Origin of the sequence: Paraburkholderia phenoliruptrix (assembly GCF_902859825.1) — a bacterium.
GTDB classification, from domain to species: domain Bacteria; phylum Pseudomonadota; class Gammaproteobacteria; order Burkholderiales; family Burkholderiaceae; genus Paraburkholderia; species Paraburkholderia phenoliruptrix.
Genome location: NZ_CADIKB010000031.1, coordinates 55,327 through 69,884, shown reverse-complemented (window position 1 = coordinate 69,884; position 14,558 = coordinate 55,327). Strand labels below are relative to the sequence as shown.

Annotated in this window: 9 protein-coding genes; 6 read left to right on the top strand and 3 right to left on the bottom strand. The window is 63.4% G+C overall.

The window, feature by feature from the left end; genetic code table 11:
* Window positions 1-320: 320 nt before the first annotated feature.
* The 6 genes from typA to HV711_RS24690 all read left to right on the top strand — a co-directional run bounded on the left by typA (window position 321) and on the right by HV711_RS24690 (window position 10,267).
* The gene (typA, locus tag HV711_RS24715; RefSeq protein WP_013588059.1) at window positions 321-2,147 is read left to right on the top strand and encodes a translational GTPase TypA; all 1,827 of its coding nucleotides are present in this window, start codon (window positions 321-323) and stop codon (window positions 2,145-2,147) included.
* A 438-nt stretch (window positions 2,148-2,585) separates the two neighbouring features.
* Window positions 2,586-5,447, top strand: a complete 2,862-nt coding sequence (locus tag HV711_RS24710) for a 2-oxoglutarate dehydrogenase E1 component (protein WP_013588060.1) — start codon at window positions 2,586-2,588, stop codon at window positions 5,445-5,447.
* A gap of 143 nt (window positions 5,448-5,590) precedes the next feature.
* Entirely contained in the window at window positions 5,591-6,868 is a 1,278-nt protein-coding gene (odhB, locus tag HV711_RS24705; RefSeq protein WP_035478578.1) for a 2-oxoglutarate dehydrogenase complex dihydrolipoyllysine-residue succinyltransferase, read from the top strand.
* Between the two features lie 162 nt (window positions 6,869-7,030).
* The gene (lpdA, locus tag HV711_RS24700; RefSeq protein WP_013588062.1) at window positions 7,031-8,461 is read left to right on the top strand and encodes a dihydrolipoyl dehydrogenase; all 1,431 of its coding nucleotides are present in this window, start codon (window positions 7,031-7,033) and stop codon (window positions 8,459-8,461) included.
* Window positions 8,462-8,551: 90 nt separating this feature from the next.
* Window positions 8,552-9,649, top strand: a complete 1,098-nt coding sequence (zapE, locus tag HV711_RS24695) for a cell division protein ZapE (RefSeq protein ID WP_035478579.1) — start codon at window positions 8,552-8,554, stop codon at window positions 9,647-9,649.
* Window positions 9,650-9,811: 162 nt separating this feature from the next.
* The gene (locus tag HV711_RS24690) at window positions 9,812-10,267 is read left to right on the top strand and encodes a transposase (protein WP_035478581.1); all 456 of its coding nucleotides are present in this window, start codon (window positions 9,812-9,814) and stop codon (window positions 10,265-10,267) included.
* A gap of 105 nt (window positions 10,268-10,372) precedes the next feature.
* Here the strand turns inward: HV711_RS24690 and HV711_RS24685 are convergent, their stop codons facing one another.
* From HV711_RS24685 to HV711_RS24675, 3 genes are all read right to left on the bottom strand, one after another.
* The gene (locus tag HV711_RS24685) at window positions 10,373-10,858 is read right to left on the bottom strand and encodes a DUF2147 domain-containing protein (RefSeq protein WP_013588065.1); all 486 of its coding nucleotides are present in this window, start codon (window positions 10,856-10,858) and stop codon (window positions 10,373-10,375) included.
* A 253-nt stretch (window positions 10,859-11,111) separates the two neighbouring features.
* Complete coding sequence (locus tag HV711_RS24680) at window positions 11,112-12,878, bottom strand: ShlB/FhaC/HecB family hemolysin secretion/activation protein (RefSeq protein WP_035478583.1); 1,767 nt, start codon at window positions 12,876-12,878, stop codon at window positions 11,112-11,114.
* A gap of 243 nt (window positions 12,879-13,121) precedes the next feature.
* Complete coding sequence (locus HV711_RS24675; RefSeq protein WP_035478584.1) at window positions 13,122-14,498, bottom strand: collagen-like triple helix repeat-containing protein; 1,377 nt, start codon at window positions 14,496-14,498, stop codon at window positions 13,122-13,124.
* Window positions 14,499-14,558: the final 60 nt, after the last annotated feature.

The following is a 14,558-nucleotide window of genomic DNA, read 5'->3' as shown; positions in this document are numbered from 1 at the left end:
ATTATAAGAGTTGGATGATTGACGCGGCAAGCGTTATTACAGCTTAGGCAAGGAACTTTCCGCACTCAAGAACGAATCGGCGCGTTTTTGCGTAGGCTTGGGCGTGGGCCGCCGTCGGCGTCGCGGCGGGAGAAAGGGGCGCGGCGGCGTCCGCTATCGGGGAATACCAGAAAGCGTCACCAGTGCGTGCTATAATGTTGGGTTCCCAAAAGTGCGCTTTGGGCTTGTCGTACATTTGTCCTCGTATTGCCTGGTAGAAGGGTGAGCGGCAGGGGTAAGCGGCATGAGCAAGCGGCGCACTCAACTGTCTCCAGGTTCCTATGACCCGCGCCCTACGCAACATCGCCATCATTGCCCACGTCGACCACGGCAAGACTACGCTCGTCGACCAGCTCCTCCGTCAGACCGCCACGTTCCGCGACAACCAGCAGGTTGCCGAACGGGTGATGGATTCGAACGACATCGAAAAGGAACGTGGCATCACGATCCTGTCGAAGAACTGCGCGGTCGAATACGAAGGCACGCACATCAATATCGTCGACACCCCGGGCCACGCCGACTTCGGCGGCGAAGTGGAACGCGTGCTGTCCATGGTCGACTCGGTGCTGCTGCTCGTCGACGCCGTGGAAGGTCCGATGCCGCAAACGCGCTTCGTCACCAAGAAGGCGCTCGCGCTCGGCCTGAAGCCGATCGTCGTGGTCAACAAGGTGGACCGTCCGGGCGCGCGCGTGGACTGGGTGATCAACCAGACGTTCGATCTGTTCGACAAGCTCGGCGCAACGGACGAACAGCTCGACTTCCCGATCGTCTACGCCTCGGGCCTGAACGGCTACGCGGGCCTCACGCCCGACGTGCGGGAAGGCGACATGCGCCCGCTTTTCGAGGCGGTGCTCAAGCACGTGCCGGTGCGTGCGGCTGACCCGGAAGGTCCGCTGCAGCTGCAGATCACCTCGCTCGACTATTCGTCGTATGTGGGCCGTATCGGCGTAGGTCGTATCACGCGCGGCCGCATCAAGCCGGGCATGGCGGTCGCCGTGCGTTCGGGTCCCGACGGCGCGATCCTGAACCGCAAGATCAACCAGGTGCTGTCGTTCAAGGGCCTCGAGCGCGTGCAGGTCGACTCGGCTGAAGCAGGCGACATCGTGCTCATCAACGGTATCGAGGAAATCGGCATCGGCGTGACCATCTGCTCGCCGGAACAGCCGGAAGCGCTGCCCATGATCACCGTCGACGAACCGACGCTGACCATGAACTTCCTCGTCAATTCGTCGCCGCTCGCCGGTCGCGAAGGAAAGTTCGTCACGAGCCGTCAGATTCGTGACCGCCTGATGAAGGAACTGAACCACAACGTCGCGCTGCGCGTGAAAGACACCGGCGACGAAACCACCTTCGAAGTGGCAGGCCGCGGCGAGCTGCACCTGACCATTCTGGTCGAGAACATGCGTCGCGAGGGCTACGAGCTGGCTGTGTCGCGTCCCCGCGTGGTGATGCAGGAAATCGACGGCGTGAAGCACGAGCCGTACGAAAACCTGACCGTCGACATGGAAGACGCGCACCAGGGCGGCGTGATGGAAGAGCTCGGCCGCCGCAAGGGTGAAATGCTCGACATGGCGTCGGACGGCCGCGGCCGCACGCGTCTCGAATACCGTATTTCGGCGCGCGGCCTGATCGGCTTCCAGTCGGAATTCCTCACGCTCACGCGCGGCACGGGCCTGATGAGCCATACGTTTGACTCGTACCAGCCGGTCAAGGAAGGCGCGGTCGGCGAGCGCCGCAACGGCGTGCTGATTTCGCAGGACGACGGCGCGGCCGTCGCTTACGCGCTGTGGAAGCTGCAGGATCGCGGCCGCATGTTCGTGTCGCCGGGCGACGCGCTGTATGAAGGCATGATCATCGGCATTCACAGCCGCGACAACGACCTCGTCGTGAACCCGATCAAGGGCAAACAGCTCACCAACGTGCGTGCGTCGGGCACCGACGAAGCCGTGCGCCTCGTGCCGCCGGTCCAGTTGTCGCTGGAATACGCGGTCGAATTCATCGACGACGACGAACTGGTCGAAGTCACGCCGCAATCCATCCGTCTGCGCAAGCGCTATCTGAAGGAGCACGAGCGCCGTGCCGCCAGCCGCAAGGGCGCTGTGGACTAAAACGAGCGCCGGCGTTTCAGTTTCGCCGGTTGTCCAGAAGCTACCTGAAGCCACCCGAAGTCACCTTCGGGTGGCTTTTTCATTTCCGCCTATGCATCAAACGTTATAGGAATTTCGCGCAGGTTCGCTGTTCGTTTATGTGCGTTTGTCCGTTACTCATGCGGTGCTTCCGCGCTTTTCGTCACCCGTTGGTCGCCGTTATTCGCAGAAAACTGTTGCGGATTGCGGCAATCGCCGCGAAAGCCCGTCGCGCCGGGCTCGGGCGGCAATTCGCCTGCTATCTGGACTATCCGTTATGTGATATGCTCCCCGGGTGCAAGTTTTAGGTCCTTCCAAGCAAGACTTGATTCGCGCAATCCGCTAAACGGTCAGGCCGTGTCGCGGAAGGTTCTGTAACCCGCTATTTCTCGAGAAACTCGAAGAAAGGTGAGCGTAAAAATGATGAAGCAATTCCAGTCGAACTCTTATCTGTTCGGCGGCAATGCTCCGTACGTAGAAGAAATGTACGAAGCATATCTCGACAATCCGGCGTCAGTGCCCGAGAACTGGCGCAGCTATTTCGACGCGTTGCAGAATGTTCCTGCGTCGGACGGCAGCAATGCCAACGACGTGGCCCATGGCCCGATCGTCGAATCGTTTGCGCAACGGGCCAAGGCCAATGCCTTCATCCCGCGCACCGCAACCGGCGGCGAAGACCTCGCTACCGCGCGAAAGCAAGTCTATGTGCAGTCCCTCATCGGCGCATATCGCTTCCTCGGCTCGCAATGGGCCAACCTGGATCCTCTGAAGCGCCGCGAACGTCCCGCCATTCCCGAACTCGAGCCTGCGTTCTACGACTTCACCGAAGCCGACATGGACCAGGAGTACAGCGCCACTAATCTGTATTTCGGCTTCGAGCGCGCGTCGCTGCGCGAGATCGTCAAGGCGCTGCGCGACACGTATTGCGGCACGATCGGCGCCGAATACATGTACATCAGCGATCCGGAACAGAAGCGCTGGTGGAAGGAAAAGCTGGAGTCGATCCGCTCCACGCCGAATTTCTCGAACGAGAAGAAAAAGCACATCCTGAATCGCCTGACGGCCGCTGAAGGCCTCGAGCGCTTCCTCCACACCAAGTACGTCGGCCAGAAGCGCTTCTCGCTGGAAGGCGGCGAAAGCTTCATCGCGGCCATGGACGAGGTCGTGCGTCACGGCGGTGCCCGCGGCGTGCAGGAAATCGTCATCGGCATGGCCCACCGCGGCCGTCTGAACGTGCTGGTCAATACGCTCGGCAAGATGCCCGCCGACCTGTTCGCCGAATTCGAAGGCAAGCACGTCGACGACCTGCCGGCCGGCGACGTGAAGTACCACAAGGGCTTCTCGTCGGACGTCTCGACGGAAGGCGGCCCGGTTCACCTGTCGCTCGCGTTCAACCCGTCGCACCTCGAAATCGTCAACCCGGTGGTCGAGGGTTCGGCGAAGGCGCGTATGGATCGCCGCGGCGACGACAGCGGCACGCAGGTGCTGCCGGTGCAGATTCACGGCGACGCCGCTTTCGCGGGCCAGGGCGTCGTAATGGAAACGCTGAACCTCGCACAAACGCGCGGTTACGGCACGCACGGCACGCTGCACATCGTCATCAACAACCAGATCGGCTTCACCACGTCGGACCCGCGCGACTCGCGCTCCACATTGTACTGCTCGGACGTCGTCAAGATGATCGAGGCGCCGGTGCTGCACGTGAACGGCGACGATCCGGAAGCAGTCGTGCTGGCCACGCAGCTGGCTATCGACTTCCGGATGCAGTTCCACAAGGACGTCGTGGTCGACATCGTCTGCTTCCGTAAGCTGGGTCACAACGAGCAGGACACGCCGGCTGTGACGCAGCCGCTGATGTACAAGACCATCGCCAAGCATCCGGGCACGCGCGCGCTGTATGCCGAAAAGCTGGTCCAGCAAGGCGTGATCACCGCCGAAGACGCGGAAGAGTACGTCAAGGCGTATCGCAAGGCGATGGACGAAGGCCATCACACGGTCGACCCGGTGCTCTCGAACTACAAGAGCAAGTACGCGGTGGACTGGGTGCCGTTCCTGAACCGCAAGTGGACCGACGCAGCCGACACGGCCGTGCCGCTCGCGGAACTGAAGCGCCTCGCCGAGCGCATCACCACGATTCCGGAAAACTTCAAGGTTCACCCGCTCGTCGAGCGCGTGATCAACGACCGTCGCGCCATGGGCCGCGGCGAGGCCAAGCTCGACTGGGGCATGGGCGAGCACCTCGCGTTCGCTTCGCTGGTCGCTTCGGGCTACGCCGTGCGTCTGACCGGCCAGGACTCGGGCCGCGGTACGTTCACGCACCGTCACGCGGTGCTGCACGACCAGAACCGCGAGCGCTGGAACGACGGCACCTACGTGCCGCTGCAGAACATCGCCGAAGGTCAGGCGAAGTTCACGGTGATCGACTCGGTGCTGTCGGAAGAAGCGGTGCTCGGTTTCGAATACGGTTACTCGACCGCTGAACCGAACACGTTCGTCGCGTGGGAAGCGCAGTTCGGCGACTTCGTGAACGGCGCGCAAGTCGTGATCGACCAGTTCATCTCGTCGGGCGAAGTGAAGTGGGGCCGCGTGTCGGGCCTGACCATGTTGCTGCCGCACGGCTACGAAGGCCAGGGTCCGGAGCACTCGTCCGCGCGTATCGAGCGTTTCCTGCAACTGTGCGCAGACCACAACATGCAGGTCGTTCAGCCGACCACGCCGGCGCAGATTTTCCACCTGTTGCGCCGTCAGATGATCCGCCTGTTCCGCAAGCCGCTGATCGTCGCAACGCCGAAATCGCTGCTGCGCCACAAGGAAGCGGTGTCGGACCTGTCGGAACTGGCGAAAGGTTCGTTCCAGCCGGTGCTCGGCGAAGTGGACGAGGCCATCGACGCGAAGAAGGTCAAGCGCGTGCTGGTGTGCTCGGGCCGCGTGTACTACGACCTCGTCGCGCATCGCCGCGAAGCGAAGTCGAACGACGTCGCGATCATCCGTATCGAACAGCTGTATCCCTTCGCGCACAAGCAGTTCGAAGCGGAAATGAAGAAGTACGACAACGCGACCGAAGTGGTGTGGGTGCAGGACGAGCCGCAGAATCAGGGCCCGTGGTTCTACATCGAGCATCACCTGAAGGAAGGCATGAAGGAAGGACAGAAGCTGGCATACAGCGGCCGTCCGGCTTCGGCTTCGCCGGCAGTGGGCTACTACGCGAAGCACTACGAGCAGCAGAAGGCGCTGGTCGAAGGCGCTTTCGGCCGCCTCAAGAGCGCGTCGATCGCTAAATAAAGCAACGAGACGAACCGGGAAAGCGCATCGCGCTTTCCCGTGCCGCGTTGGGCCACCCGTCGAGGGGCAGGCGCGGCACGCAGGGTTCGCAGGCGGTCGTCGTTCACCGCGCCGTCACCCGATACGTATTCAGGATATTCATAATGGCTATTGTTGAAGTCAAGGTTCCCCAGCTGTCCGAGTCGGTCTCGGAAGCCACGATGCTGCAGTGGAAGAAAAAGCCCGGCGAGGCTGTTGCTCAGGACGAAATTCTCATCGAAATCGAGACCGACAAGGTCGTGCTCGAAGTGCCGGCACCCTCGGCCGGCGTGCTCGCGCAAGTCATCGCGAACGACGGCGACACCGTCACGGCCGATCAGGTGATCGCCAAGATCGATACGGAAGGCAAGGCTGGCGCCGCTGCCGTCGAAGCCGAAGTGAAGCCGGCTCCGGTCGCCGCTCCGGCACCGGCCGCTGCACCGGCTGCGCAAGCTGCCTCCGCGGTGGGTGCGAACACCGCTGCTTCGCCGGCTGCCGGCAAGCTGATGGCGGAGAAGGGCCTCTCCGCCGGCGACGTCGCCGGCACGGGCCGCGACGGCCGCATCACCAAGGGCGACGTGCTGACGGCAGGTGCACCGGCTGCCAAGGCTGCTGCGCCGGCACCGGCCGCTGCACCGAAGGCTGCGAAGCCGTCGCTGCCGGACGTGAAGGCGCCCGCATCGGCCGATCAATGGCTGAAAGACCGCCCGGAACAACGCGTGCCGATGTCGCGTCTGCGCGCGCGTATCGCCGAGCGTCTGCTCGAATCGCAGCAAACCAACGCGATCCTGACCACGTTCAACGAAGTGAACATGGCGCCGGTGATGGACCTGCGCAACAAGTACAAGGACAAGTTCGAAAAGGAACACGGCGTGAAGCTCGGCTTCATGTCGTTCTTCGTGAAGGCGGCCGTGCATGCGCTGAAGAAGTTCCCGCTCGTGAACGCGTCGATCGACGGTAACGACATCGTTTATCACGGCTACTTCGACATCGGTATCGCGGTCGGTTCGCCGCGCGGTCTGGTGGTGCCGATCCTGCGCAATGCAGATCAGCTGAGCCTCGCTGAAATCGAGAAGAAGATCGCCGAATTCGGTCAGAAGGCGAAGGACGGCAAGCTGTCCATCGAAGAAATGACGGGCGGTACGTTCTCCATCTCGAACGGCGGCGTGTTCGGCTCGATGCTGTCGACGCCGATTATCAACCCGCCGCAGTCCGCGATTCTCGGCGTGCACGCCACGAAGGAACGCGCGGTCGTGGAAAACGGCCAGATCGTGATCCGCCCGATGAACTATCTGGCGCTGTCGTACGACCACCGCATCATCGACGGCCGCGAAGCCGTGCTGTCGCTCGTCGCGATGAAGGATGCGCTGGAAGACCCGGCGCGCCTGCTGCTCGACCTGTAATCACGGGTTTATCGCGGATTCGCGAGGCGCCGGCTTGCAAAACGCGCAAGCCGGCGCCATTTGAAGAGTTCAGGCAAGCATCACGTCTTTTGCATTCCGCAGTACTGGAGCGAGACGCGCCACGAAGCGTGGCCGCGCCGTTCCGTCATCAAAAGGATTGTCATGTCCAAAGAATTTGACGTCGTCGTGATCGGCGCAGGCCCTGGCGGTTATATCGCCGCCATTCGCGCAGCGCAGCTCGGCAAGACCGTCGCATGTATCGAAAAATGGAAGAACCCGGCCGGCGCGCTGAAGCTCGGCGGCACCTGTCTGAACGTGGGTTGCATTCCGTCGAAGGCGCTGCTCGCGTCGTCGGAAGAGTTTGAAAACGCATCGCATCACCTCGCCGACCACGGCATTTCCGTGGAAAACGTCAAGGTCGACATCTCGAAGATGATGGCCCGCAAAGACGGCATCGTCGAAAAGATGACGAAGGGTATCGAATTCCTGTTCCGCAAGAACAAGATCACGTGGCTCAAGGGCCACGGCAAGTTCACCGGCAAGACGGACGCCGGCGTGCAGATCGAGGTGAGCGGCGAGGGCGAGACCGAAGTGGTCACGGCGAAGAACGTGATCATTGCGACGGGCTCGAAGGCGCGTCATCTGCCGAACATTCCGGTCGACAACAAGATTGTCGCCGACAACGAAGGCGCGCTGTCCTTCGACTCCGCTCCGAAGAAGCTCGCCGTGATCGGCGCAGGCGTGATCGGTCTGGAACTCGGCTCGGTGTGGCGCCGCCTCGGCGCGGAAGTGACCGTGCTGGAAGCGCTGCCGGAATTCCTCGGCGCGGCTGACCAGGCGCTTTCGAAGGAAGCGGCCAAGCAGTTCAAGAAGCAGGGTCTCGACATTCATGTCGGCGTGAAGGTCGGCGAAGTCACGACCACCGCGAACAGCGTCACGATCAACTACACGGACAAGGACGGCAACGCGCAGAAGCTCGAAGCCGACCGCCTGATCGTGTCGATCGGCCGCGTGCCGAACACGGACAACCTGGGTCTCGAAGCGATCGGTCTGAAAACCAACGAGCGCGGCTTCATCGACGTGGACGATCATTGCGCGACGGCCGTGCCGAACGTTTACGCAATCGGCGACGTGGTGCGCGGCCCGATGCTAGCGCACAAGGCCGAAGACGAAGGCGTGCTGGTGGCCGAGATCATCGACGGCCAGAAGCCGCATATCGACTACAACTGCATTCCGTGGGTGATCTACACCGAGCCGGAAATCGCGTGGGTCGGCAAGACCGAGCAGCAGCTGAAGGCGGAAGGCCGCGAGATCAAGTCGGGCCAGTTCCCGTTCATGGCCAATGGCCGCGCGCTCGGCATCAACAAGGCGGATGGTTTCGTCAAGATGATCGCCGACGCGAAGACCGACGAACTGCTCGGCGTGCACATCATCGCGGCAAACGCATCGGATCTGATCGCAGAAGCCGTGGTGGCGATGGAATTCAAGGCGGCGTCGGAAGACATCGGCCGCATCTGCCATCCGCACCCGTCGCTGTCGGAAGTCATGCGCGAAGCGGCGCTCGCCGTGGACAAGCGCGCGCTGAACATGTAATCGCGCACGCCTGACTGAACGCACTGGCAATTCCGGCATCACAAGGCGGGCGGGTTCATTCCCCCCCGCCTTTCTTTTTGCAGCAACACAATGAACGTCACCGAATACTACGAAAAAGAACTGCAGACGCGGGGTTATCAATCGGACCCGGCGCAGCGCGGGGCGGTGGACCGGCTGCAGCGGTGCTACGAAGAGTGGGTCGAGTACAAATCGCGTCGCTCGAACGCGTTCAAGAAGCTCATCAATCATCCCGACCAGCCGCGCGGCGTCTACATGTGGGGCGGCGTGGGGCGCGGCAAGAGCTTTCTGATGGACAGCTTCTACATGATCGTGCCGGTGCAGCGTAAGACGCGGCTGCATTTCCACGAGTTCATGCGCGAAGTGCATCGCGAGCTCGAGGAACTGAAAGGCCAGGCCGATCCGCTCGACGAACTCGCGCGCCGCGTGGCGAAGCGCTACCGGCTCATCTGTTTCGACGAATTCCACGTGTCGGACATTGCCGACGCGATGATCCTGTACCGCCTGCTCGACAAGCTGTTCGAAAACGGCGTGCAGTTCGTGATGACTTCCAACTACGACCCGGACACGCTGTACCCGGACGGCCTGCACCGCGACCGCATGCTGCCGGCCATCGAGCTCATCAAGCAGAAGCTCGATGTCATCAACGTCGATGCGGGCATCGACTATCGCCAGCGCACGCTCGCGCAAGTGGAGGTCTATCACACGCCGCTCGGCGCAGCCGCCGACAAGGCGCTGCGCGACGCGTTCGCGCGTCTTGCCGCCGTGCCTGACGAGAGCCCGATCCTGCACATCGAAAAGCGCGAGTTGAAGGCGCTGCGCAAGGCCGACGGCGTCGTCTGGTTCGATTTCGCGACCTTGTGCGGCGGTCCGCGTTCGCAGAACGACTACCTCGAACTGGCGAGCCGTTTCCACGCAGTGATCCTCTCCGCCGTCCCGCAGATGTCGGCGCGCATGGCGTCGGAGGCGCGCCGCTTCACGTGGCTGATCGACGTGTTTTACGACCACAAGGTGAAGCTGCTGATGTCTGCTGCGGTGCCGCCCGAGCAGCTTTATGTGGACGGCCCGATGGCCAACGAATTCACGCGCACGGTGTCGCGCATCGTCGAGATGCAGAGCAAGGAGTATCTGGAAGCGCCGCGCCGGATCGTCGATACGTCGCTGACGTGATAAGCGGAGCGCAGGGGGGGCGCCGCGTGCTTTTGCGATAGGTCGTGGCGTCTTCGGGTAGCGGACTAGTCCGACAGGCGCATTTTCAGGATTCGGATTGCTCCGATGTTCTGGTTTCAGGCGACTGGCTATCTTTGTCGGGTATCTGACAAAGGAGAAGCCATGAACCCTTACCGCGACATCAATGACGAAGAGTGGCAACGCATCGCGCCGTTGCTGCCCGAACTGCGCCCGCGCTCCGAATTGCGGGGCCGCCCGCTGGCCAACACGCGCTCCGTGCTCAACGGCGTGCTGTGGGTGATGTACAGCGGCGCCACGTGGTCAGCCATGCCACGTAAATACCCGTCGTATCAAACGTGTCATCGCCGGTTCAAGGCATGGTACCAGTCGGGCGTGTTGAAACGCGTCATGGAGCAGCTCTTCGGCGCCGCGAGCGAGGAACTCTGCGCCATGATGGAAGCCCGCATGCGCACGCATCTGAACGCGGAACAGAAGGGTGTCGTTGCCGCGGAGAAGGCAGCCGCTCCGGTGGCGCCCGCGGTTTATAGTCCGCCGCCGGCCAAGCCGCTGCCGTCGTCTCCGTTTGCTTTCGCGTCGCCTTTCAAACACGCCGCATGAGGACGCGAATCACGCGGCAGCGCGTAGAAAAACGGCCGCACGATCGTATCGTCGGCCGTTCCGTGTTGAGCTCGCAAGCTCACCGGTGCGGCTAACGCGCATCCGTCATTGCTGGCGGACCCACGTTTGCGAGCGGCCGAGCAGTGCCACGCCAATATATCCACGCACAACCAGTTTGTTCCCGCCGTCTTCCAGGTGCATCTTGCACTTGTAGACCTTGCCGTTTTCCGGGTCGAGAATCTGCCCGTGATCCCAGGCATCGCCGTCCTGCTTCATGTCGTTAATGATGGTCATGCCGAGAATCGGCTGATCCTTGCGCGCATCGGTGCAGGCCGTACAGCGGCGATCCGGCTGGTCATTCGGGCCGAGCCCCTTGATGACCTTGCCGCTCAGCGTGCCGTTGCCGTCCTGGGCGATCTGCACGAGCGCCTTGGGTTGGCCGGTGTGATCGTCGATGGTCTGCCAGGTGCCCACGGGCGTGTTAGCTTGCGCCATCGCGCTGACGGCGCTCGCGAGCAGGACGCCCGCAAGAGCGGCATGTTTCGCTGTACGAAGCGCGGCGGCGCGGGCACGTTGGGTGAACTGCATCATTGTCTTCCTCCTTGATAAAAGACAGCGCGATCATGGTCGCGCAGCGTTATTGGCAGCGCGTCAGGCGTTTGCCTTGCGTTGCCGCGTGATGCCTTGGGGTTCTCCTTGCGCGCCGCACACGGGGTCCGGTTCGCGGCTCTCGCACGGCCGCTTCATGTGATCGATGCAGAATACGTGAAGTGCGCGAAAAAATGCGCCCGCCGTTTGATAGTGGAACCTCTAATCGGGTGGCGGCACTTCCCGCTCACCTCGTTCAGTTCAACTGATAGGAGAACGTCGCATTGATCCGCGGGCTGCGCGACGCGCTCTCCACCGGGGCATCGCCGACGGCCTTCGCCACGGACAGATCCAGGCTGTAATACTTCGCGTCGCTGATGCGAAAGCCGAACGCAATCGACGCAAGCCGCGACGGCGACGGCGTGCCCGCATGCAGATAGACGCGCGCCATATCGAAGGAAATGTAAGGCGTGAACGTGCGCAAGTACGTGAAGCCGGGCGTGAACACGCGGTTGATCTCGAACATCGCGCCCCAGCCCGAATCGCCGGACGCTTCGCCCGGTTGGTACCCTTGTGCGAAACGCTGCGCGCCGAAGGCGATCTGCTCGGAGGTCGGCAGCGAAACCGGGCTGTATTGCCCCGTCAGCGAAATAGCCGTACCGATCTTGAACGGCCACTCGTTGGTTTGCGAAAAGCTGGCCCCCGTGCGCACGAAGTTGATCGAAGCGGGATTATTGACGCTCGCGCCAGGCACGTTCGAATCGCCCGATTTCGACGCGCCGAGAATGTCGAACGCCTTGGCCACGTGCAGGCTCGCGCGACGCACCTGGCCGGTTTGCACGCTGGTGTAGTCCGCCTGCAATTGCATCACGCGCACCTGCGAGCGCAGCCCGATCTGCGCGCCGGTTGGCTGATTGTGATAGCGGTCTTCGTCGTGCGATGCATAGACAGACGCCGTACCGATCACGCTTTGCGTATTGCTCAAGAGAATCGGATAGGCCAGCGAGCCGCCGATTTTGTCGTTGATCACCGTGCGCTCGACATAGGACGGCAAGCCGGGATTGTTGACCGGATTGCCGCGATAGTGCGACGCGTCGAGCTTCGAAATGAGACCGTTGCTGCCGATCGGCACGGTGGCATGCGCGGCGAGATAGGTGACGTTGTCGCGGCCTTTCGGCAGCAGCGCCGAGATGCTCAGTTGCTCGCCGAGCGCGGTCAGGCCATTCTCGGTCGCCGTCAGCAGGCCTTGCACGCCGGGATGGTTGAAGTCGATGCCCGTGCTGACATCGAAGGGTTTGCGTTCGACGTTGAGTTCGAGCGTGGTCGCGCCGTCCGTGTTTTGCGGCGGCGGCACATTCGCGGCGACTTTCACGCCGGGCAAGAGGCCCAGCACGTTGATGTAGCGCTCGAAGGTCGCGCGCCGCAGCGGCCGGTCTGCTGTGATGTGATCGGCGATCGCGCGAATCTTGTCCTCCGCCGCGCCGGCCTTGCCGGTCACCTTGACGGCGGACACGTAGCCTTCCACCACGGTGACGCGCACGACGCCGCCGTCGAATGTCTGCGCCGGAATGAACGCAAACGACAGCGCGAAGCCGCGCTCCTGGTAGAGCTTCGTGACGCCGTTGGCGACCTCGATCAGATCGCCGATGGTCGTGTCCTTGCCGACGAGCGGCGTGAAGCGCTGGGCGACTTCGTCGAAGGGAAGGGACTTGACGCCTTCGACCTGCACGCGCGACGGCGTCAGATGACGCGCCAGCAGTTCCTGGAGTTGAGGCGCTTGCGGCGCGACCTGCACTGTCACATTCGGGCCTTTGTCGGGCGCCTTGATTTGCGGCAGCGAGTCGAGCGGTGTGCCGCCGAGAGGATTGCCGCTCAACGGGTTCCCGCTCAACGGGTTCCCGCTCAACGGATTGCCGCCGGCCACTGCCGGCGGGCGCGATTGCGCGTGCGCCGGCGCTTCTATTGCGCTCGCGACGAACGCCGCAAGCACGAAGGTCCATGTGCTGCCGTACCCGAGTTTCATCGGATTATCCTCGTATGCCGTCTTGTTTTACGTGCGCCTGTCGTGACGCGGCATGGCCTTGCCGCCGACGGCGCCCGCTTATGTATGGCCGGACGGAGGGTGCCGTCCCGTCATGTATTACGTCATGTCCTGCGTGAAGCTTGAATGCAGCGGGCAAGCGCGCGGCGCGCATGGCATCGCCTGCGCGCAGTGAATCGTTGCCGCCAGGTGCGATGCGCGCCGCATCGATACCATTTATTAAGACTACTTACGGTTTGCCGGCACAAGGCCGCCGAGCAACGTGGTCAGTCCGCTCGCCGGATTGCTGCTCGTCGAACCGCTCGAGGAAGCGGAGCCGGCGGCGCCGCTCAATGTGCCCGTCAGTTGCCCGACGAGCGCGGTAACTGGCGCGAGCGCCTGTGCGCTGCCGCCCGAGCCGCCGGCACCGCCCGCCGCGCCCGCCAGCGCGCCGGTCAGCGATTGCAGCGGCGAAAGCGGCCCGGCTGCGCCGCCCGAACCGCCGGCCGCCGACATGAGCGAGCCGAGCGGTGCGCTGCTTAGCCCCGAGCCGACAGCGGCGAGCGGGGTGCCGCCGAGCAGCGTCGAGATCGAGCCCAGCGGATCGCCGCCGAGGCCGACACTGGTGAGCGTGCTTTGCAGCGGGCCGAGCGGGTTGCTGTTCGACGGCGCACCGTTGGCCACGCTGAAGGTCGTACTGCCGACGAGGCTTGTGATCAGTCCTGGAATCGGCAGCACGCCGTTCGGGCCGTTTGGATTGACGAGGCCGCCCGCGTTCGTCACCGTGTTGCCGAGCGAAGCGACGAGCGCGCCGGCATCGGCGCCTACCGGATTGCCGCTCGCTGAGCCCACCTGCGTCCCCGCCGAACTCAACGCGCCGCCGACCTGAGCGAGCAGCCCGCCGACGGGTGCGCCAAGGCCGGTCTGCGTGCCGACCGCCTGGGTGACGAGACCCGCAGTCGTCACGAGCGGCGTGATCGCGGTGCTGAGCGGCTGCGTGATCTGTTGAACCGGCGCGGAGCCAAGTGTGTTGCCGAGCGTCGCGCCGCCCGCGTTGAGCGCGGACGCGGTGGTCGACAGCGCGCCGGCCAACGGCGTCGTCACCGGCGACAGCGGCGCGAGATTGCCGCTGCCGAGGCCGTCGACGGCCGTGCTGAACCCTTGTACGACGCCGCTCGTCGAGCTGACCACCGAGCCGAGTCCCGCGACCGTGGTGCCGACAGGATTCGGCGTCGTACCGATCTGGCCGAGGCCGCTGCTGAGCGCATTGGCGACCGAGTTCAGCGTGCTGCTGGTGCCCGATACGGCGTTGCCGAGACCTTGCGTAACCTGCGGGCTCAAGCCGGGAATCGTCTGCGCGGCGATCACCGAGCCGAGGTCGCCGGTGGTCTTCGCGGCGCCGGTCACGGCGCCCGAGCTGCCTGTCGTGGTCGTCGTGGTGCCGCCGCTGCCGGTCGATCCGGAGCCGCTGCCGCTACCGGTGCTCGATGTCGGCGGGGAGTTGACGGTGCTGCCGCCGCACGCGGCGACGAGGCCCGCGACGGCGACGGCGATCAGCGGCGTGCGCAGCGACATGAAGGCTGTTGCGGCGGGATGGCGGTCAAGCAGGCGGGGTGTGGACATGTGGGCTCCTCAATGCCTTCCGGCAATCGTGTTTGCTGTGGTGGAGAGCGCCGCCTTTTC